The sequence below is a fragment of the Rhodanobacter sp. MP1X3 genome (assembly GCF_014207165.1).
In the GTDB taxonomy this organism is placed as follows: Bacteria; Pseudomonadota; Gammaproteobacteria; order Xanthomonadales; family Rhodanobacteraceae; genus Rhodanobacter.
The window spans coordinates 308,733-328,871 of record NZ_JACHCO010000005.1; the positions used below are offsets into that span (position 1 = coordinate 308,733).

The window sequence follows — 20,139 nt, forward strand, 5'->3', positions numbered from 1 at the left end:
GATGCCTTCGCACTGACCGCCTCGTCACTCGCTACATGCGAGTATCGAAAGGTACACAATCAAGGCTTGGTTGGCGGCACGGAGTCTGCATGATCAACACGACGCATGATGCAGTGATTCTCGGTGGCGGCCTCGCCGGACTGTGCCTGGCGCTGCAGCTGCGCGGCGAGTTTCCCGACATGGATATCGTGGTACTTGAGCGCCATGCGCATCCGCTGCCACTGGCCGCACACAAGGTCGGCGAATCGACGGTGGAAATCGCCGCGCACTATCTGGCCGAGACACTCGGCTTGCGCGAGCACCTGGAAACCGAGCACATCCGCAAATTCGGCTTCCGCTTCTTTTTCTCCGATGGCCGCAGCGATCTGGAGAACGTGACCGAGCTGGGCGTGCGCAAGGTGCTGCCCACGTCGAGCTACCAGATCGATCGCGGCATCTTCGAGAATTTTCTCGGCGATGAAGCACGCCGACGCGGCATCGATTTTCGCGACGGTGTCACCGTTCAGGGTTTCGACATGGGCAGCCACGGCGATGCACACAGCGTGCGTTGTACCGATGCTGGTGGCGAGCAGTACGCGCTCACCACACGCTGGCTGCTGGATGCTTCCGGTCGTGCCGGACTGATCCGCCGCAAGCTCGACCTCACCCGCGATAACGGCCACCACGCCAACGCCGTGTGGTTTCGCATCGACGACCGCCTGGCGATCGACGGCTGGTGCAGCGATGGCGACTGGCAGAGCCGCTGCACGCCGGCAGAACGCTGGCGCTCAACCAACCATCTGTGCGGCCCGGGCTACTGGACGTGGCTGATTCCGCTGGCATCGGGTGCGCATTCGGTCGGTATCGTCACCGATGCGGCGATGCATCCGATCGACACGATGAACACCTTCGCACGCGCGCAGGATTGGCTCGGCGCCCATCAGCCAGCCATCGCACGTGAAGTCGGCAAGCGCCACGACAAGCTGCTCGACTTCGCGTTTTTCCGTCACTACTCCTACGGCTGCGCGCGCATGTTCAGCGCGGACCGCTGGGCGCTGACCGGCGAGGCGGGGCCGTTTCTCGATCCGTTCTACTCGCCGGGAACCGACTTCATCGCGATCGCCAATACGTATATCTGCCGACTGGTGGCGCTGGACCGCGCCGGCCAGCCACTGGCCCCGTATGCACGACTGTACGAGCGGCTGTTCTTCTCGTTTTACGAAAGCACGCTCACCCTCTATCGCCATCAATACCCGCTCTTCGGCAATGCCGAAGTGCTGCCGATCAAGGTGATCTGGGACTACGCCTATTACTGGGGTGTGCTGTGTCAGCTGGTGTTCCAACAGCGCCTCGGCGATGTCGCGCTGTTTGCCGACATGGCGCGTGAACTGGAAACGGCACAGGCACTCAACGAGCGCATGCAGCATTTCTTCGGACGCTGGCATGTGCTGTCGCAGGGCCGCAATCCGCGCGGCATGCTCGATCAGGGCATGCTGCCATGGTTTGCCGAGATGAATGCCACGTTGCACGATCAGCTGAGTGATGCAGCCTTGCGCACGCGTCTGCGTGAAAACGTCGACCTGCTCGATGGCCTGGCCGCCAGCATCGTCGAGCGCGCCGTGGCCGACGGCGGCGATTCGCTGCGTGGCGATATGCATGACCTGACTCGTGCGCGCCTGCGGCCGACGCTGTTTGCGGCGGCGTGAACAACTATCCGTCGGAACTCAGGCCATGCCGCCGTTGACACCGATCACCTGGCCGTTGATGTAGCCTGCCGCATCGCTGCACAGGAACGCCACCAGCGCGGCGACTTCCTCCGGCTTGCCGGCGCGCTGCGCTGGCACCATTTCGCGGATGCGCTCAGGCGGAAAGTCGTCGCCGATCATGCGGCCTTCGATGATACCGGGCGCCACCACGTTGGCGGTGATGCCGCGCGATGCCATCTCGCGCGCCAGCGATTTGGTGGCGCCGTGCAGGGCCGCCTTGGCCGCGGCGTAATTGGTCTGCCCGCGATTGCCGACCTGCGCGGCCACCGAGCTCACCGACACGATGCGACCGAAGCGCGCACGCGCCATCGGCAGCAGCAGCGGCTGGGTGACATGGAAAAACCCGTGCAGCGACACGTCGATCACCCGATGCCACTGCTCGTCGGACATGCCGGCCATCGGCGCATCGTCGTGGATCCCGGCGTTGTTGATCACGGCGTGGATGGTGCCCTCGGCCAGCAGCGCATCCAATGCGGCGCGGGTCACGCCGGCATCGGTCACATCAAAGGCATCGGACTCCGCACTGCCGCCGGCTTCGATAATTTCCGCTGCCACCTCTTGTGCACGCTGCAGGCTCTGATGGCCGTGCACGATCACGTGATAGCCACCGGCAGCCAACGCGTGGCAGATCGCGCTACCGAGCTCGCCGCTGCCACCGGTGACCAAGGCGCGACGCAAGGCAGGAATTGTGGTCATGGCATGCGCTCTCAGGATTCGGGATGAATGACGGCCGCGCGACCGCTGGCCAGCAGCTGGCCGCAATGCTCGACACGGAAGAGGTATTGCGCACTGGCCTCGCTGGCCTGCAGGCATTCGGCATGGACGTCCAGATGGCCATCGTAGTGATCAACATATTCAACAAACAATTGCACGTCACGCAAGCTGACCAGTCGACCGGGCCGGGCCGTCTGCGCCCCACTAGCGCGCGCCAGCAGCGCTCCGTGCACAGCCATCGCCTGCGCGCCGTACTCGGCCAGGTGCACCGCGTGCAAACCTTGCGCGCTGCGCAAAGGATTGTCTGCACGGGCTTGGCTTTCGCTAATCGCGTGAATGGTGCGCTCGTCCCACGCAAGCACGCCATCCAGCAGACACATGCTGCCAGCATGGGGGATCAGTGCAGCCCAGTCAGTCTTTGGCCTATGCGGCGCCATCAAGATGGACAGACAGAAATGGAAGGCTACACCGAGGCTCACCGTGAGTCCGATCGCGCGCAGCACCGGAATCGTCGCCCATGCCAGCATGCCGAACACCAGCAGCGCGGACAGCACGCAGACGAGAGTGGCATGCAGGGTACGCCGCTGTTCGGCCGGATCGCCGGTATCGCGCTCGAAGAACAGCGCGTAATGCAGGCCCAGGCCGCCGGCGAGGATCAGCGCCACGAGATGAAACAGCGAGATCTCGATACCGGCCATGCGCTCCACCGCCAGCACCAGGAAGGTGGCCAGCGTCATCGGCGCCAGCACGTGCCAGGCGCGGCGCAGGCTGCGCAGGGCAAAGCTGATCGTGCAAATCAGCAGCACCACCGCCGCCAACAGCGCCTGCAGGATCCGCGTGCGGTAGTCGACCACCAGCGATTCGGAGGCTGCCTTGAGGTCGAGCAGGCGCACCGTGCCGCCACTATGATCACCAAGGGCCTGCACAGCGGCCACATCGTGCAAGCCGCTGATCGTGCCAAGGCCAAGCCAGTGGCCATCCCTTTGAACCAGCATGGAAGCCAGACGCTGGCCCAACGGGGACTGCGCGTACAGCGCGGGCGTCAATGGCAGCAAACGGCGCGCAATGGCGACGTCATCGAGAAACGGCTGGAACAGATTCGGCTGGAACGGCATGCCCTGCAGCGCATCCGTCAACGCTTTTTTCAGCGCATCATCGTCCGGCAGTTTCTGCTGCCGCGCGCGCTGTACGGCGACACTGGGCAGGTAGCGCGACGGCAGTTCCAGGCCATCCACGGCATGCTTCGCGACCAGTCCGTCGACCTTCGGCTGCAGTGCTTCGGACAGCGCCAGTACGCCCTGCTCGGTCGGCGCCTGCAGCACGAGCAGGTAGCGCACGTCCGGCGCGCCCAGCGCCTCGCGCAGGCGCGCGTCGTGCAGCAACATATCCTGTGGTAGCGGGGTCAGTGCCGCGAGATTGTTCTGCCAGAACGGCCCGGGGGCGAAGGTCAGCATCAGCACGATCGCCAACGCGACCACCAGGGGAATCCAGCGCGGCCGTGGCAGACGATCGACCACGTCACGGGCCCGGACCAGCCAGTGCAGATCGGCCACGTCGCGCACCTTGCGCGGTAGCAGGTGCGGTAGCAGGTAGCGCGTACTGAAACCGGCGACCAGCAGGCCGACGATGGTAAACACCGCCAGCTGTTTCAGCCCGTTCACGCCGGAGGCGTAGAACGCCAGATACGCGATACAGGCCGAGGCGATCGCGGTCAGCAGCAGCGGCCACAGCGCACGCACGCTCTGCACCGCATCCTCACCCGCGCGGCGGTGGCTGAGCACGCGGATCGGATACTCCTGCGCCACGCCGAGCAGGGTGAAGCCGAACGCCAGCGTGATGCCGTGCACGTCGGGAAACGCGAGGGTCAGCGCGGCAATGCCGGCCAGTGCCGCGCTGACGATCGGCAACGCGCCAAGCAACAGCGAACTCACGCTGCGATACGCCAGCAGCAGCAGCGCGATAAAACCCACGGTGGAAATGCGCCCGATCCACTCCGCCTGGTGCTGCGTCTGCGCGCCAATCACCATGCTGAAGTAACCCGGCCCGCTGAGATCCAGATGGGCACTGGCGCTACCCGGCAACGCGTGAAACGCCTGCTCGATGCCACCGATGGTTCGCGCCTGCGCCTCGGGATCGAAACCAGCCGCGGCGGTCTGCACCACCAGCAGCGCCTCGTGCTGTGGCGAGAACCACACGCCTTCGCGCAACTCCGGCGATTTCGGCGGTGCCCAGCGCTCGGCCAGCTTCAAGACTTCCAGCGTGGGATCGCGCGGCAGCAGATCCTTCAACAGGCTGGCGCCGGGCGAAGAGAGATCATCGAGCCGCTGCTGCAGCTGATCGGTGAGGTACGCCTCATCCAGCGGCTGGGTATCCAGCGTCGGCGACAGCAGGTAGCGATACGGCAACAACTTCGGATCGAGCGCGTCCAGATCGAAGCCGCCGTTGAGCACCTGGCTATAGCGTTTGTCCGCCTTCAGCGCCACCACCAGTCCCTGACTGAGTGCCGCGAGTTGGGCATCGGAGCCGCCGGATATCGCCAGCAACAGCAGACGCGAGCCCGGGCCTTCCCCGACCTGCTCCATCAACAGACGCTGATCGGGCGTGGTCGGCGCCGGCATGAAGCTGCGCAGGTCGGTGCTCACCTTCAGTCGCTGGCTGACCATCCAGCCCAGCCCGGCCAGCACCAGCAGCCAGAGCACCAGCAGCGTGACGCGACCTCGTAAGCCCATGCTCAGTGCGCGCCCCGGCACAGCGCCTGCAACGATTCGCGGGTCGGCTGCGCGGGCATTTTCTCCGCGAGCGAACCCAGCAGGTCGATGGCCAGATCGCCGTCGGCTTCCTGCATCTGCATGCAGCGCGACTGCTTGCCGTAGCCGTCGACCACGATGCTGGCGACAGCCTTGGCCACCTTCGCATCGCGCGGCAGCAACGTGAGCGTCCACGCGCCGCTGGCTTCGCCGGTCTGGCTAATGTTGAAGGCCTGCTGCAAGCGGCTGCCGTCACCACTGAGCAAGGCCACGAAACTGTCCAGCAACACCTGCAGCTGCGGTGCGTGCGACAGCGAAAACGTGCGCGCGGCCTTGCCAGCGCGCTGCAGGGTCACTTCGCCGTTGGCAATGCTGGCGGTTTCAGGATTGGGATGATCGACGCGTCGCTGTAACTGGTCACCACCCAGCCAGGCCAGCTCGCCGGAGACCACCAGCGGCTTGTCCAGCACTTTCAGGAATCGCGCTTCGGCGAACGCCGTGCGCGCGGGTGCGGGCTGGCCCAGTGCAGCGATCAACGGCTCCGACGTGGCGGACGACGTGGCGACCGCCGCCGTGGTTTCACACCTGGACGCGTTCGCCCACGGCAGCAACATCATGCACAGCAGTAGCGCGAACATCTTGCTGCCAGAAATCATAGAAGTTGAACCAGTTGTAGGGAGCGACATGGACGTAGTGTTCCAGGCGTTGGGCATAGCGGGAGATCAACGCGTCCAGGGCCGGGCCCCGCTCCTTGCGCGGAATCTCCACCCGCTCGGCCATCGCCTCGAACACTACACGGTAGCGGTTGCCGCCCAGATACAGGCCAAAGCACAGTACCACCGGCACCTGCAGGGTATGCGCCAGCAGCCAGGGGCTGATCGGAAACGGTGCTGGCGAGCCCAGAAAATCGGCGTACCGAAGTACCTCGTGGCCACGACCGCGATCGGCCAGCATCGCCACCATCGCGCCGCCCTGGCAGGCCTCTGCCATGGCCAGCGCGATGCTGGTGCCATCCTGCGAAGCGTCGATCACGTTGGCGCCGATGTCCGGCGCCAGGTCCTCAAGCAACTTGGTCATCGCCGGGGTTTTCTGCTTGTCCAGCACCACGCGTACCGACATGTCAGGACGTCGCACACCGACCGTACGCAAAGCCTCAAAGCTTCCCTGATGCGAGCCAAATAGCAGTACGCCTTGGCCGCGCGCGATGCTCTCGTCAAGCAGTTCCAGTCCCTGCGTTTCGATCTGGAATTGCTTCTCGCCACGCGCCAGCAGAAAGATCCGGTCCAGGCTGGTCGCCGCGTAACTGTGCATGTGCCGGAACACCTGTCGCGCTGTGGCCGGCTTGCCGAATACGCGCTGCAGATATTGCTGCGAAGCGACCCGCTCGGGCTTGCGACGCAAATAGAAATACAGCGTGATCGGATAAAGGCACGCGCGCGCCAGTCCACGACCGCCGTGCAGTGCGATGGTGCGGACGACCCACATACCGAAAAAGCTGCCGCCCTCGGGCCGGTTCTGCCAGTGTTCGTTCGTGCTCACGCCGCGCCCTCGATCGTGCCGCGCGCCAGCAATGTGTCATCACGAAAAAACTCGAAGCGGATGCGCGCAGCGGAAGCCTTTTCAGTCGCCCCGTTTGCGGCAACCACTGTCAGACGCACAAGCGCCTGTTCGGCCGGCAGCAGCGGCGCCATGAATTTCGCTTCCAGCACACGGATCAAGTGCTCCCCGCGCCATGCGCGCAAGGCAATCGCCACCTGCTCCAACAGGATCACGCCCGGCACCAGCGGATGACCAGGGAAGTGTCCGGGCAGCGAAGGGTGATCGGCACCGATACAGAAATCATGTTCGAATGCATCGTTGATGGCGTCCGTCTTTCTTACGTCCGTCTTAATCACATCGGTACTCATCACGATATCGCACCTTTGCCATGCATCAGTTCCGGCCAGTGCAGCATGAGCTTAAGCAGCATGTCGTGAAGGCCCGGATGGCTGAGATGCCGCAAACGCCAGCGCCGATAGCCATATTCCAGCACGAAGGCGACAGCCAGTACCAGATAACCGCCGACGTGCAGCCACATCGCGGCCCAGCGATCCGGCACCGCCAGTGGCGAAGTAAAACCCAGGCGCGCCAGCACGCCCGCGTGCTCGGCACACAACAGCAGCACGGCCAACAGCAGCGCCTGGGCCGCCAGCAACAGCGTCCAACTCCAGGTGATCTCCCTGGCATAGCGCGCCACCCCAGGTTGCGCCAGCCGCTCGGGGCCTTCCAGCACCACGATGAAACGCGCCACCAGCGGCTCTGGCGTGCCGAGCGTACGACCAAAACCGATCGCCAGCAGCGCACTGACCAGAATCGGCACACTTTCCAGCAGCAGGTCGGCGAATCCGAACAGCGACGACGACACCAGCGCCGCCAACACAGTCAGCCACGAAAGCCAGGCGCCGAGGCGCCGTGTCAGCAGCCACGGCAACATGAATGCCGTCGCCAGCAACAACAGCGCGATCAGCGGAAAAATTTGTCGATGCGTTACATCGCCGACAATCGCCAGCACCGGGTACGCCAGTAAAAGCGGCAGCAGGTAGCGCCGCATGACAACGGCGGACGAAGGCTGCTCACAGGGCGGAAGCGAATACGTCATGCCGGATACCGCGATGAATGGCCACGCAGGCAGACGCGCCACGGGTGTCGTTATGCTGCGATGCGATTCTGCTCGACATGCGCCGACAGTGTGCGCAGGCTGGTGAAGATCTGCCGGTTGTTGGGATTGTCCGAACGCAACTGGAATCCATAGCGCTTGGACACGGCCAGCGCAATTTCCAGCGCGTCGATGGAGTCCAGACCGAGATCACCGCCGAACAGCGGCGCATCGGGGTCGATTTGATCCGGCGTGACGGTATCGAGATTCAGGCATTCCACGACCAATGTGGCCAATTCGTGTTCTGCCGCTGTCTGCTCTGCCATGCTCGATTCCGTCATCGTGATTCATTGCCTCCCCCCCGGTGGCAGTGCCCGCGGAGTGTAACATAGCGACCTTAATGCTCTCGGTTGCACCACATGGTTCAGGGATGTGAAAAACCTCAGTTTGACCCGCTTATGCGCCGCGCGCCGCGCGTGTCGTATCGCGTTGGCGATATCACCTCGACGCTGAAGGAAGCTGGCACGCTGGCCTTGCTCAGCTTTGGCGCCGGTAGTCAGACTGTAAATGATCCGCGGGTGCTACAAGTCGCCCTGGAGTGCTTTGATGCGCCCGCTGCGCTGGAGATCTGGCACGTCGATGCACCGGTGAACTGCGGTACTGAAGGCGCCCTGCGCTGGTCAGCCGGCGGCGGCTGGCTGTTCGCCGCAATCGAGCTGGACGAACGCGAACACGGCGGCCCCGAAGGCGCTGCGTCCAGCGCCTATGCGCAGCTACGTCAGTTCATCCACCAGCGTAACGAGCAGCACGTGTTGCGCATCTGGAATTACCTGGACGCGATCAATCAGGGCGCGGGCGATGCCGAGCGCTACAAGCAATTCTGCGACGGTCGCGCCGCCGGTATGGGCGCGTTTTTCGCCGAAGGTTTCCCTGCGGCCAGCGCGATCGGCCACCACGGTCCGGCCCACCGGTTGCAGGTCTATCTGCTGGCCTGCGATCAGCCCGGTGCACGCGTGGAAAATCCTCGTCAAGTCAGTGCCTGGCGCTATCCGCGCCAGTACGGCCGCACGCCACCGAGCTTCGCCCGCGCCATGAGTTTGCCCGCGCAGGATGTGCTGGCGATCTCCGGCACAGCGGCAGTGGTAGGCCACGCATCGGCGCATAACGACGATCTGGATGCGCAACTCGACGAAACCCTGTTGAACCTCGAAGCCCTGCTCGCCAGCGCTGACATGCCCGCCGGCTTCGACACCCACTCGCCGCTAAAAGCCTACGTGCGCCATGCCATCGACGCCCCGCGCGTACGCGACTTCTTCCGCCGCCGTCTGCCCGGCGTACCGGTGCTGCTGCTGCACGGCGATATCTGCCGCCGCGAGCTGCTGGCGGAGATCGATGGGTGGCGGTATGCGTAGGGAGTGATATTTATCGTTCAGAGCCGCTGATGTACGCACCTTGACCGATCTTTCCGATATTGGCGCACGATGAAATCTGCCAACGACTTTTGCGCGGACGGAAGCGCCGCGTAGACACTGCCGACAAAGATCAGATTGCGCTCAGACCACACTGCGACCATCGCCGCTTCAACCGGTAGCGATTCTTTCGGTCGATAAGCAAATAAGACACTGCACTTGTCCGGACGAACAAGCATCCACGGCCTCGGTAAAAGCCTTGGCTCCCCCGAAGGCATGTCGTCGATCTGCATATCGTCCTTGTATGCCTGATGGGCTCCAAGAATGAGTCCGTCCGCCTCCTCATCCATACAGCCAACGCAGGCATTGAACCACGAAAAATCCATCCATCCTTGCTGCTCTCCCGCAGGAGCGACGAGCGAAAAACCATCACTTCCATCTACAGAAATAAAGGCATATCGAATTTGCCAATCCTTTGGGACGATCTTCCATCCGTAAAAATAGTACAGCGCAATCTTCCCGTGTAGCACGTTGGGGATGGCTCCTTCGAAAGCCGGAATCTTGGTGTCATACATGGGATCAAACTTATCGTTCCCTGGATATGCGTCCCTCACGTCCACCAACCAAGCCGGCACGTCGTCAATCACTCTGCCGCTTGCATCCATCGCGTGAGTCCGATGAAGGCGAAAATCCTTACCTTCCAAGCTTGTCGGCTGGTTGCCATGACGGCTGTCGAGACCCTGCGGGAGCTGTTTGACGTTACCGTCCTTAGCCACGGCCAAGCTGGAAACAAACATGGCCATGAACAGCATTGCAAAGCAAACCATCGCACGAACTCGAACGTTGGCCATGCTGTAGTGCCTTTGAAACATCTGGCGATTCGAAAGTGTGGAAAAGATTTTCTAGCAAGCTGCTTATTTTTTTGTTGGCCGCTTCCAGCCACGCAGCGTGCTTTGCTTCGCGCGTGTCAGAGTCAGCTCACCCTCGGGCGCATTGTGGGTGATCACGGAACCAGCGCCGATGGTGGCCTGGGCGCCGATCGTTACCGGCGCGACCAGTGCGCTGTTGGAGCCGATAAAGGCACCGTCTTCGATGCGGGTGATCGACTTGTTGATGCCATCGTAGTTGCAGGTGATGGTGCCGGCACCGATGTTGACGCCACGACCGATGATGCTGTCGCCGAGATAGCTGAGGTGGTTGGCCTTGCTGTTTTCGCCGATAGTGGTTTTTTTGACCTCGACGAAATTGCCGACATGCGCGCCGCTGGCCAGTTCGGTGCCGGGACGCAGGCGGGCGAACGGGCCGATGATGCACGGACCATGGGTGACTACCCCCTCGATATCGCAATGCGGATGCACCACGGTACCGGCGGCGAGCTGCACGTCTTTCAGCCGGCTGAATGCACCGACGCGCACGTCATCGCCTAGCACCACGTTGCCCTCAAGGATGACGTTGATATCAAGCTCGACGTCACAGCCAGCAGTAACCGTACCGCGCACATCAACGCGTGTCGGATCGGCCAGACGCACCCCATCGAGCGCCAAGGCGCGAGCCGCACGAAGACGGAAGTGCGCCTCGAGTTCGCTGAGTTGCCATGGATCGTTGGCACCAGCCGCCTCGATCGGATCGGCACATTCGATGCTCAGTGCAGCACGGTTTTCATGCGCAGCCATACCAAAAATATCGGTGAGGTAATACTCGCCCTGAGCGTTGTTGCGATCGAGCCGGGCGATCCAGCTACGCAGCGCCATCGACTCGGCGGCGAGAATGCCGGTATTGACCAGGTCAACCGCGCGCTGGCCATCACTGGCATCTTTCTCTTCGATGACTTCGAGGACCTGTCCTGCAGCATCGCAAAGGACTCGACCGTAACCATGCGGATTATCGAGACGCGTCGTGAGCAGGCGCAGCTCACCGCTAGCTTGCACCAGTAGCTGCAGCGTTTGGGTGCGGATCAACGGTACATCGCCATAGAGCACCAGTACCTGCGAACCATCAGGAATCTGTTTCAGCGCTTGCTCGACCGCGTGGCCGGTGCCCAACCGCTCAGCCTGCAACACCCAGTGCAGGTCTGCCTGATCAGCGAATGCCGTCCGTACCTCTTCACCGGCATGCCCATAAACGACATGAATACCTACCGGCTGCAACGCGCGCGCAGCAACTAGCACATGCGCCAGTAGTGGCCGACCCGCCAGCGGCATCAGCACTTTGGCATGCCTGGATTTCATCCGCTTGCCTTCGCCTGCAGCAAGGATGATTACGTGCAAGGTTTGCTCTGGCATAACAGCACCACGTTATTCAGGGTTATGGACCGCGAAGAATATAGTCCGTCTTCCGCGGCACGTTGCTCTTGCTTTTGACCACCAGTATTGGCTGGATCAGTCGCGGCGTTGATCAAGATCTGCTCTCACTACTCTTTCGGCGCATCGCTGGCCGGCTTCAGCTTTTCCAGTTGCGGCGTGTACGCCTGCACGAACGCGTTGTGCAGAATGCCCAGAATCGCCTGCGACGGCTCGGCGTGCTTGTCGCCAATGCGCCCAGAGATCGGCACGCGGGTGCCGAACTGGTCCTTCTCCTGATTCTTGAACACCGAAACCATACCCTGGGCGACAGCCTCGTAGGCGATCTTGAGCGGGCTTTTCTTTTCCTGCTCTACGTCTTGTTTCCAGCTGAAGATTTGCAGGTTATGGAATAGCGGCTTGGCATAGCCGTCCAAACGTCCATCCTTGGCCTGCAGCTCCATCGTGAAATCTCCGGTGCCACCAGCAAAATCAAGGCCCGCATAAGCCCGCGCCAGATCATTGGCCTTCACCAGCTGGATATTGGTGGCGCGCAGTTCGTAGGAGAAATCGCCAAGTTGCTGCAACGGGTCGAACGTCGCCTGAGTTTCGAACGGTGCGCCGCCGAAGATCTTCGCGGTAGCATGGAGCTCCGCGACGCGGTTACCGTTGCGGCGCTGAATATTGGTGAGGTTGGTAACCGTGCCGTTGACGTCGGTCATCTTCAGATCGACACGCGGGCTCGACACGAAACTCTGAAAGGTGACCGTGCCGTTGATGACATTGATTTCGTCCAGCCGCATCGGCGCCAGCAGCTTGAGCTGATCGCGCCAGTCGACGCCCTTGCCGGTCTGGCTATCGCCCTGGCTGCCTCCATCGAAAAAATTGATTGTCGGCTGGGTAAAGGTCACCTTGCCGCGAAAGACGCCATGAGTGAGCGCACTCCAACTCAGCGAGATATCGGTGCGGGGGGCATCCAACAGCGGCGCTGGCAATTTGCCGGCGTCCTTGACGATGCTCAGCTGGTTGATCGTGTAACTGCCGCGCCAGAGGTGCAGATCGATATCGGCGATCTGACCGTGGTAGTCGCCCATCTTGTCCATGCGGGTGTTGAGATAGTGACGCACCGCGTACGGCAGCACGGCCCGCACGATCAACAGCAGCACGATAACGATCAGCAGCACGGCCAGGTGGCGGCGGTAATGGAGCTTCATGGTGATCGGTCCGCAGTGCGAGTCACTGCATTCTAGTCGTGCGAATGTCCGCGTGCTGGCAAGAACCGGCGGTGTAGAGATGCACGTATGGCAAAACGCCGGCGCGAGGCCGGCGTTTCTTATTTCCACGAAACAGTCACGAACTCAGTGCTTGAGATTCTTGCGCAAACGCTCCAACGCCTGCAGCTGGGCCATCGCCTCGGCCAGCTTGGCCTGGGCCTCGGCAATATCGACCGCTTCGGTGCGATGCGCGAGGGCGTCTTCGGCTTCCTTCTTGGCACGCTGCGCGGCGGCTTCGTCCAGATCCGACGCGCGGGCGGCCGTATCGGCCAGCACGGTGATCACCTGAGGCTGCACTTCCAGAATGCCGCCAGAGACGTAGAACTGCTGACGCTCACCGCCGTCCAGCACCACGTCGACATGGCCGGGCTTGAGGCGAGTGATCAGCGGCGCGTGGCGAGGTGTAATACCTAGCTCACCGAGCTCGCCGGTAGCAATGACCATCGTCGCGTCGCCGGAGAAGATCTCGGCTTCGGCACTGACGATGTCGACGCGAATGGTATTGGTCATGACTCAGGTTCCGAATGCAAGAGCGGTGGGCGGCATGAAGCCGCCCCGCGAAATCAGGCCGCCTTCTTGGCGCCCATGTCTTCGGCTTTCTTGATCGCCTCGTCGATGCCACCGACCATGTAGAAAGCCTGCTCGGGCAGGTGATCCACGTCGCCGTCGACGATCATCTTGAAGCCGCGGATGGTTTCCTTCAGCGGCACGTACTTGCCCGGCGAACCGGTGAACACTTCAGCCACGTGGAACGGCTGCGAGAAGAAGCGTTCGATCTTGCGCGCGCGCGTGACGGACTGTTTGTCTTCTTCGCTCAACTCGTCCATGCCGAGAATCGCGATGATGTCCTTCAGTTCCTTGTAGCGCTGCAACGTGCCTTGCACCTTGCGAGCCACTTCGTAGTGCTCGACGCCGATCACCAGCGGATCGAGCTGACGGCTGGTCGAAGCCAGCGGATCGACGGCCGGGTAGATACCCAGGCTGGCGATTTCGCGCGACAGCGCGACGGTCGAGTCCAGATGCACGAAGGTCGTGGCCGGCGACGGATCGGTGTAGTCATCCGCGGGCACGTACACGGCCTGGATCGAGGTGATCGAGCCGGTCTTGGTCGAGGTGATGCGCTCCTGCAGCACGCCCATTTCCTCGGCCAGCGTCGGCTGGTAACCCACCGCCGATGGCATACGGCCGAGCAGCGCGGACACTTCGGTACCGGCCAGTGTGTAGCGATAGATGTTGTCGACGAAGAACAGCACGTCACGGCCTTTGCCGTTGGCGTCCTTCTCGTCGCGGAAGTACTCGGCCATGGTCAGACCGGTCAGCGCGACGCGCAGGCGGTTGCCCGGCGGCTCGTTCATCTGGCCGTAGACCATTGCGACCTTGTCGAGCACGTTGGAGTCTTTCATCTCGTGGTAGAAGTCGTTGCCCTCGCGGGTACGCTCACCGACGCCAGCGAACACCGACAAGCCTTCGTGTGCCTTGGCGATGTTGTTGATCAGCTCCATCATGTTGACCGTCTTGCCCACGCCAGCACCACCGAACAGGCCGACCTTGCCGCCCTTGGCGAACGGGCAAATCAGGTCGATCACCTTGATACCGGTTTCCAGCAGGTCGTTGGCCGCCGCCTGGTCGTCATAGCTCGGCGCCTCGCGATGGATCACCCACTGATCCTGCTCGCCGATCGGGCCAGCCTCGTCGATCGGGTTGCCCAGCACGTCCATGATGCGACCGAGCGTGGCCTTGCCAACCGGCACCTTGATGCCTTCACCGGTGTTGCGCGCAACGAGGTTGCGGCGCAGGCCGTCGGTGGAACCGAGCGCGATGCAGCGCACGATACCGTCGCCGAGCTGCTGCTGCACTTCCAGCGTGATCTCGGTGCCGTCGATTTTCAGTGCGTCATAGACCTGTGGCACTTCGTGACGGGCAAACTCCACGTCGACAACCGCACCGATGATCTGAACTACTTTGCCTTGGCTCATGAACCTGCTCCGGATGGATCTTTCAAGTTTCTGTTGCGGCGCCGCTACGCGTCGCCAATTATTTAATTACCGCGGCGCTTACACCGCCGCTGCGCCGCCCACAATTTCCGAAATTTCCTGGGTGATCGCGGCCTGACGCGCCTTGTTGTAGATCAGCGTCAACTCGTCGATTACCTTGTTCGCGTTGTCCGATGCGCTCTTCATGGCAACCATGCGCGCCGCGTGCTCGCTGGCCAGATTCTCCAGCGCAGCCTGGTACACCAGCGACTCGACGTAACGGGCCAGCACATGCTCAAGCACAGTCTGTGCGTCGGGCTCGTAGATGTAGTCCCACTCGTTCGTCTGCTCGAGCTTGACGCCATCTGTGTTTTCCATCTCCGCCGCCACAGCCGGCAGTGGCAGCAACGCATCGATGGTGGGCTTCTGCGTCATCGTGTTAACGAAGTCGTTATAGGCGAGAAATACCCGATCCAGGCCATTGGACGTATAGACGTCCATCATCACCTTGATCACGCCGATTAACTGCTCGAGCTTGGGCTTTTCGCCGAGATGGCTGACGCTGCCGATCAGGTTGACGCCCTTGATACGACGAAAGAACGAAATCGCTTTCTGGCCAACGGCCACCACGTCCACTTCCACGCCCTGCTTGTGCCATTCGGCAATCGCCGGCAGCAGTCGGCGGAACAGGTTGGAATTGAGGCCACCGCACAGGCCGCGATCGGTCGAAACCACGATGTATCCCACGCGCGCAATGTTCTCGCGCTGGGTCAGGAACGGATGGCTGAAATCGGTGCTGGCCTGGGCTACATGCGCAATCACCTTGCGCATCGAACGGGCATACGGGCGCGAGGCCTTCATCATGTCCTGCGCGCGGCGGATTTTCGCCGCCGAGACCATTTCGAGCGCGCGCGTGACCTTGCGCATGTTCTGCGTGCTCTTGATCTTGGTTTTGATTTCGCGTCCGCTTGCCATGCTCTATCCGCTCGTTCTGCTCGCTCGTGGGACAGGATGGCGACTCGGTGCCGCATCCTGTTTCCGATTTCTGCTTACCAGCTACCGGTCTTCTTGTATTCGTCCACCGACGACTTGAAGACGGCTTCGATCTCGTTGTTCCAGTCACCGGTAGCGACGATCTTGGTCATCAGCTCTTCGTGATTCTGGTGCATGAAGGCATGCAGGCCCTTCTCGAACGGCAGTACCTTGTTGACCGCCAGGTCATCGAGGTAGCCCTTCTCAGCCGCGTACACCGACAGCGCCAACTCGGCGATCGACAGCGGCGAATACTGGCCCTGCTTCATCAGCTCAGTCACGCGTTGACCGCGATCCAGCTGCGCGCGTGTGGCCGGGTCCAGATCCGAGGCGAACTGCGCGAACGCGGCCAGCTCACGGTACTGTGCCAGTGCCAGCTTCACGCCGCCGGACAGCTTCTTGACGATCTTGGTCTGCGCGGCACCGCCGACGCGGGACACCGAGATACCGGCGTTCACGGCCGGACGGATGCCGGCGTTGAACAGGTCGGTTTCCAGGAAGATCTGGCCGTCGGTGATCGAGATCACGTTGGTCGGCACGAACGCCGACACGTCACCGCCCTGGGTCTCGATGATCGGCAGCGCGGTCAGCGAACCGGTCTTGCCCTTCACTTCACCGTTGGTGAACTTCTCGACGTACTCCTCGGACACGCGCGATGCGCGCTCGAGCAGACGCGAGTGGAGATAGAACACGTCGCCCGGATACGCTTCGCGACCCGGCGGGCGCTTCAGCAACAGCGAGATCTGGCGATAGGCCACGGCCTGCTTGGACAAATCGTCATACACGATCAGCGCGTCTTCGCCGCGATCGCGGAAATACTCACCCATCGCACAACCGGAATACGGTGCCACATACTGCAGCGCCGCCGACTCGGAGGCCGAAGCAACCACGACGATGGTGTAGGCCAGCGCGCCATGCGACTCCAGCTTGCGCACCACGTTGGCGATTGACGAACGCTTCTGGCCGATGGCCACGTAGATGCACTTAACGCCGGAATCCTTCTGCGCGATGATCGCGTCGATCGCCAGCGCGGTCTTGCCGGTCTGGCGGTCGCCGATGATCAGCTCACGCTGACCGCGGCCAACCGGAATCATCGCGTCGACCGACTTGTAGCCGGTCTGCAGCGGCTGGTCGACCGACTTGCGCCAGATCACGCCAGGCGCCACCTTTTCGATCGCCGCGTTGAGCTTGGCACCGAGCGGGCCCTTGCCGTCGATCGGGTTGCCCAGCGCATCGACGACGCGGCCGAGCAACTCCGGGCCAACCGGCACTTCGAGAATGCGGCCGGTGGTCTTGGCGGTGTCGCCCTCGCGCAGATGCTGGTATTCACCGAGCACCACGGCGCCGACGGAATCGCGCTCAAGGTTCAGCGCCAGCGCAAACGAGTTGCCCGGCAGCTCGATCATTTCGCCCTGCATCACATCGGCCAGGCCGTGGATGCGCACGATGCCGTCGGACACGCTGATGATCGTGCCTTCGTTGCGTGCTTCGGCGCCGAGCTTGAACTGCTCGATGCGGGTCTTGATCAGCTCGCTGATTTCAGACGGATTCAAAGTGGTGCTGGACATGGTCGTTATCCTGAAATTTTGTTTTCTCAAGAGTCCGGCCACGGATGGCCGGCTTTTACTCTTCCGCGAAAAGGACTTCGCGTAAAACTTAAACTGCCAACGCGCTGGCCATACGGGCCAGACGTCCGCGGGCGGAACCGTCAATCACTTCACTACCGGTATCGATCACCACACCAGCCAGCAGCGACGCATCGACCTCGGTCTCGAGTTCAATCTCGCGCTTGAAGCGGCGCTTGAGCGACACCTTCAGCTGCTCGGACTGAGAGGCATCCAGCGCCATCGCGCTGGTCACCTTGACCAGCAACTGTGACTCGGATTCGCGCTTGTAGGCTTCAAACAGTTCGGCCACTTCAGGCAGCAACGTGACCCGACGGTTTTCGACCAGCTCGGCCAGAAACTGTGCAAACGGCGCATCAGCAGAGATGCCATTGGGCAAATGCAGTGCCACGATCTGCTCGGGCTTGACCCGGGGATCATTGTCGAGATCGACCACGCGGGCATCCGCCGAAACCGCCGCCGCGAACGCCAGCGACTGCGACCAGCTATCCAGCGACCCAGCCGCGTGCGCTACTTCAAAAGCAGCGCGAGCATACGGACGGGCGAGGGTGATTGCCTGGGCCATCGATCAGATCTCGGCCGCGAGCTGGTCGAGCAACGCCTTGTGCGTCGATGCATCGACCTCGCGCTGCACGATCTTGCTGGCGCCCTGCACGGCCAACGCACCCACCTGCTCACGCAGCTGATCACGCGCACGCTGCGCCATCGAGGCGATATCGTCCTGCGCGGAAGCCTTCAGCCGGTTGATTTCGATCACCGCTTCGGCGCGAGCCTTTTCGATGATCTGATTAGCCTGCTGCTGGGCCTTGTCGATGATCTCGGTCGCCTGCTGGCGGGCTACCTTGATTTCAGCGGCAACCTTGGTGTCAGCCTCACGCAATTCAGCATGCGCACGCTCAGCCGCATTGAGACCTTCGGCAATCTTGACCTGCCGATCCTCAATAGCCTTTGTGAGATGCGGCCAGATGAAGTGGACACAGAACCAGATCAAGATGGCGAACGAAAGCATTTCGCCAATCAAGGTCGCGTTGAAATCCATCGCTGCGTTACCTGTAGATACGGAATGAAACCGGTACGGATATCAATACACCCGCGCCGGATACACGGCGACACCGCAAACGCGGCGCGCCAGGAACATGAAACTTACTGGCCAGCGCCTGCAGCCGACAGAACCTTGCCCAGGAGCGGGTTCGCCACGGCGAAGTACATCGCCAGCGCCACGCCGATCAGGAACGCCGCGTCGATCAGACCAGCCAACAGGAACATGCGACCCTGCAACAGCGGAACCAGCTCCGGCTGACGTGCAGCGGCTTCGAGGAACTTAGAGCCCATGATGCCGATACCGATACAGGCGCCGAGCGCACCAAAACCGATGATCAGGCCGAGAGCAATGGCGGTAAAGCCCTGGATTTGTGCAAATTGAACGAGATGTTCCACGGTGGTCTCCTGGCAAATTGAAGCTGAAAAATTATTTGATTAAATGAGTGATGCGGAAACTGCAATCAATGGTGATCGTGCGCCATCGAGATGTACACGATCGTCAGCACCATGAAAATAAACGCCTGAATGCCGATGATCAGAATGTGGAAAATGCCCCACACGGTGTAACCAATGATGCCCATGCCATAAAGCACCCAGCTGCCGGCGCTGAACAATCCGGCGATCAGCATGAACACGAGCTCGCCCGCATACATGTTGCCAAACAGTCGCATCGCCAAGCTGACGGGCTTGGAAAGCAGTTCGACGACGTTGAGCAGAAAATTGGGGATCCACAGCAGCGGATTCGCGCCAAACGGCGCGGTAAACAGCTCGTGCATGTAGCCGCCAAAACCCTTGGCCTTGAAGCTGTAGAAGATGATCAGTACAAAGACGGTCAGCGACATCGCGAACGTCATGTTGATGTCAGCCGTCGGCACGGAGCGGAAGTGGCCGAGACCGAACTTTTCCGTGATCAGCGGCAACAGATCCACCGGCAGCAGATCCATCGCGTTCATCAGCAGTACCCAGACAAACACGGTCAGCGCGAGTGGCCCCAGTACGCGGCGATCTCCGTGGAAGACGTCCTTGACCTGACCGTCAACAAACTCGAGCACGATCTCGACGAACGCCTGCCCGCGGCCCGGCACACCAGCCGTCGCCTTGCGTGCCTTCAGCCAGAACAGCAGGCAGAACACCACACCAAGCGCCAGCGATACGCTGACCGAATCGATATGCACCGCCCAAAACGCACCCTTTTCGACATTCATCGGGATGAGATGCGTCAAGTGGTGCTGAATGTATTCGGTTAGTCCGCCCTGCGGCTCGCCTGCCATGTCTCAACCCTTGAATCTGAATGCAAATAAGTAAACCGCGAGGGCAGCCACCAACCCCGTAATGGCGGCGAGCGGTGGCAGCTTGAATTTAGCCAGGATCAAAAACAGCCCCCCGACGATCACGAACCATTTCAGAATCACGCCCGCGATCAACCGGCTGAAAGCCATACCCGCACCGTTCAATCCGCTAAAAAATCGCATCGAGAACAGCATGGTGCCGAGCGCCACGAATGCCGCACTCATAGCGGCTGACATCGCTTCACGACGCCCCAGCGTCAAAAAAACAAGGCCGGCCAACACGGCTACAGCAAGCTGCAGCAATACGGTGCGCAAGGCTAGACGTCGACCGGAGGCAAGACTATTTAGCAAGTAAGGTCCCCGCACGGTTTACACC

General features: G+C 61.7%; 21 protein-coding genes and 1 pseudogene. 2 read left to right on the forward strand and 20 right to left on the reverse strand.

The features are described from left to right. Nucleotides 1-89 precede the first annotated feature (89 nt). On the forward strand, nucleotides 90-1,685 hold the full coding sequence (locus HDE79_RS15095; RefSeq protein ID WP_184602880.1) for a tryptophan 7-halogenase: 1,596 nt from the start codon (nucleotides 90-92) through the stop codon (nucleotides 1,683-1,685). Nucleotides 1,686-1,703: 18 nt separating this feature from the next. On the opposite strand, the gene fabG is transcribed toward HDE79_RS15095, so the two are convergent. The 8 genes and pseudogenes from fabG to HDE79_RS15130 all read right to left on the reverse strand — a co-directional run bounded on the left by fabG (nucleotide 1,704) and on the right by HDE79_RS15130 (nucleotide 8,182). After that, nucleotides 1,704-2,441: a 3-oxoacyl-ACP reductase FabG gene (gene fabG / locus HDE79_RS15100; protein WP_184602882.1), complete on the reverse strand. Its 738-nt coding sequence runs from the start codon at nucleotides 2,439-2,441 to the stop codon at nucleotides 1,704-1,706. Between the two features lie 11 nt (nucleotides 2,442-2,452). Further along, nucleotides 2,453-2,896 (reverse strand): phosphotransferase, encoded by a 444-nt coding sequence (locus HDE79_RS21845; protein WP_221440197.1) that lies wholly within the window; start codon nucleotides 2,894-2,896, stop codon nucleotides 2,453-2,455. Then, nucleotides 2,885-5,188 (reverse strand): annotated as a pseudogene (locus HDE79_RS15105) (MMPL family transporter); the annotation flags it as partial. The gene HDE79_RS21845 and the pseudogene HDE79_RS15105, both read right to left, overlap by 12 nt. 2 nt (nucleotides 5,189-5,190) lie before the next feature. Next, nucleotides 5,191-5,844 carry a LolA-related protein gene (locus tag HDE79_RS15110; protein WP_255488430.1) on the reverse strand — a complete coding sequence of 218 codons (654 nt, stop codon included), beginning with the start codon at nucleotides 5,842-5,844 and terminating at the stop codon, nucleotides 5,191-5,193. Beyond that, nucleotides 5,786-6,745, reverse strand: a complete 960-nt coding sequence (locus HDE79_RS15115; protein WP_184602886.1) for an acyltransferase — start codon at nucleotides 6,743-6,745, stop codon at nucleotides 5,786-5,788. Before HDE79_RS15115 ends, HDE79_RS15110 begins: the two co-directional genes overlap by 59 nt. Next, entirely contained in the window at nucleotides 6,742-7,101 is a 360-nt protein-coding gene (locus HDE79_RS15120) for a hydroxymyristoyl-ACP dehydratase (protein WP_343205981.1), read from the reverse strand. The genes HDE79_RS15115 and HDE79_RS15120 overlap by 4 nt, the downstream gene beginning before the upstream one ends. An 11-nt stretch (nucleotides 7,102-7,112) precedes the next feature. Further along, nucleotides 7,113-7,886: a xanthomonadin biosynthesis protein gene (locus HDE79_RS15125; RefSeq protein ID WP_343205982.1), complete on the reverse strand. Its 774-nt coding sequence runs from the start codon at nucleotides 7,884-7,886 to the stop codon at nucleotides 7,113-7,115. Nucleotides 7,887-7,894: 8 nt separating this feature from the next. After that, nucleotides 7,895-8,182 carry a phosphopantetheine-binding protein gene (locus tag HDE79_RS15130; RefSeq protein ID WP_304625078.1) on the reverse strand — a complete coding sequence of 96 codons (288 nt, stop codon included), beginning with the start codon at nucleotides 8,180-8,182 and terminating at the stop codon, nucleotides 7,895-7,897. Nucleotides 8,183-8,260: 78 nt separating this feature from the next. On the opposite strand from HDE79_RS15130, the gene HDE79_RS15135 reads away from it, so the two are divergent. Then, the gene (locus HDE79_RS15135) at nucleotides 8,261-9,253 is read left to right on the forward strand and encodes a pteridine-dependent deoxygenase (protein WP_184602891.1); all 993 of its coding nucleotides are present in this window, start codon (nucleotides 8,261-8,263) and stop codon (nucleotides 9,251-9,253) included. A 17-nt stretch (nucleotides 9,254-9,270) separates the two neighbouring features. Here HDE79_RS15135 and HDE79_RS15140 read toward each other — a convergent pair whose 3' ends face one another. The 12 genes from HDE79_RS15140 to HDE79_RS15195 all read right to left on the reverse strand — a co-directional run bounded on the left by HDE79_RS15140 (nucleotide 9,271) and on the right by HDE79_RS15195 (nucleotide 20,078). Continuing rightward, the gene (locus HDE79_RS15140; RefSeq protein ID WP_184602893.1) at nucleotides 9,271-10,101 is read right to left on the reverse strand and encodes a hypothetical protein; all 831 of its coding nucleotides are present in this window, start codon (nucleotides 10,099-10,101) and stop codon (nucleotides 9,271-9,273) included. A 63-nt stretch (nucleotides 10,102-10,164) separates the two neighbouring features. After that, nucleotides 10,165-11,532: a bifunctional UDP-N-acetylglucosamine diphosphorylase/glucosamine-1-phosphate N-acetyltransferase GlmU gene (gene glmU / locus HDE79_RS15145; protein ID WP_184602895.1), complete on the reverse strand. Its 1,368-nt coding sequence runs from the start codon at nucleotides 11,530-11,532 to the stop codon at nucleotides 10,165-10,167. Nucleotides 11,533-11,660: 128 nt separating this feature from the next. Then, nucleotides 11,661-12,743 carry a DUF748 domain-containing protein gene (locus HDE79_RS15150; protein WP_184602897.1) on the reverse strand — a complete coding sequence of 361 codons (1,083 nt, stop codon included), beginning with the start codon at nucleotides 12,741-12,743 and terminating at the stop codon, nucleotides 11,661-11,663. A 144-nt stretch (nucleotides 12,744-12,887) separates the two neighbouring features. Next, complete coding sequence (locus tag HDE79_RS15155) at nucleotides 12,888-13,313, reverse strand: F0F1 ATP synthase subunit epsilon (protein WP_184602899.1); 426 nt, start codon at nucleotides 13,311-13,313, stop codon at nucleotides 12,888-12,890. 53 nt (nucleotides 13,314-13,366) lie between these two features. Beyond that, a complete protein-coding gene (gene atpD, locus HDE79_RS15160; RefSeq protein ID WP_184602901.1) occupies nucleotides 13,367-14,779 on the reverse strand; it encodes a F0F1 ATP synthase subunit beta in 1,413 nt (470 codons plus the stop codon). Between the two features lie 78 nt (nucleotides 14,780-14,857). Beyond that, entirely contained in the window at nucleotides 14,858-15,751 is an 894-nt protein-coding gene (gene atpG / locus HDE79_RS15165; RefSeq protein WP_184602903.1) for a F0F1 ATP synthase subunit gamma, read from the reverse strand. Nucleotides 15,752-15,825: 74 nt separating this feature from the next. Then, complete coding sequence (gene atpA / locus HDE79_RS15170) at nucleotides 15,826-17,376, reverse strand: F0F1 ATP synthase subunit alpha (protein ID WP_184602905.1); 1,551 nt, start codon at nucleotides 17,374-17,376, stop codon at nucleotides 15,826-15,828. A gap of 88 nt (nucleotides 17,377-17,464) precedes the next feature. After that, a complete protein-coding gene (locus HDE79_RS15175) occupies nucleotides 17,465-17,998 on the reverse strand; it encodes a F0F1 ATP synthase subunit delta (protein ID WP_184602907.1) in 534 nt (177 codons plus the stop codon). A gap of 3 nt (nucleotides 17,999-18,001) precedes the next feature. Further along, nucleotides 18,002-18,472, reverse strand: coding sequence for a F0F1 ATP synthase subunit B (locus tag HDE79_RS15180; RefSeq protein WP_184602909.1), 471 nt, complete (start codon nucleotides 18,470-18,472; stop codon nucleotides 18,002-18,004). Between the two features lie 104 nt (nucleotides 18,473-18,576). Next, nucleotides 18,577-18,870: a F0F1 ATP synthase subunit C gene (atpE, locus tag HDE79_RS15185; protein WP_007807016.1), complete on the reverse strand. Its 294-nt coding sequence runs from the start codon at nucleotides 18,868-18,870 to the stop codon at nucleotides 18,577-18,579. A gap of 65 nt (nucleotides 18,871-18,935) precedes the next feature. Next, nucleotides 18,936-19,745 carry a F0F1 ATP synthase subunit A gene (gene atpB, locus HDE79_RS15190; protein ID WP_184602911.1) on the reverse strand — a complete coding sequence of 270 codons (810 nt, stop codon included), beginning with the start codon at nucleotides 19,743-19,745 and terminating at the stop codon, nucleotides 18,936-18,938. A gap of 3 nt (nucleotides 19,746-19,748) precedes the next feature. Beyond that, nucleotides 19,749-20,078: a hypothetical protein gene (locus HDE79_RS15195; protein ID WP_255488431.1), complete on the reverse strand. Its 330-nt coding sequence runs from the start codon at nucleotides 20,076-20,078 to the stop codon at nucleotides 19,749-19,751. Between the last annotated feature and the right edge of the window lie 61 nt (nucleotides 20,079-20,139).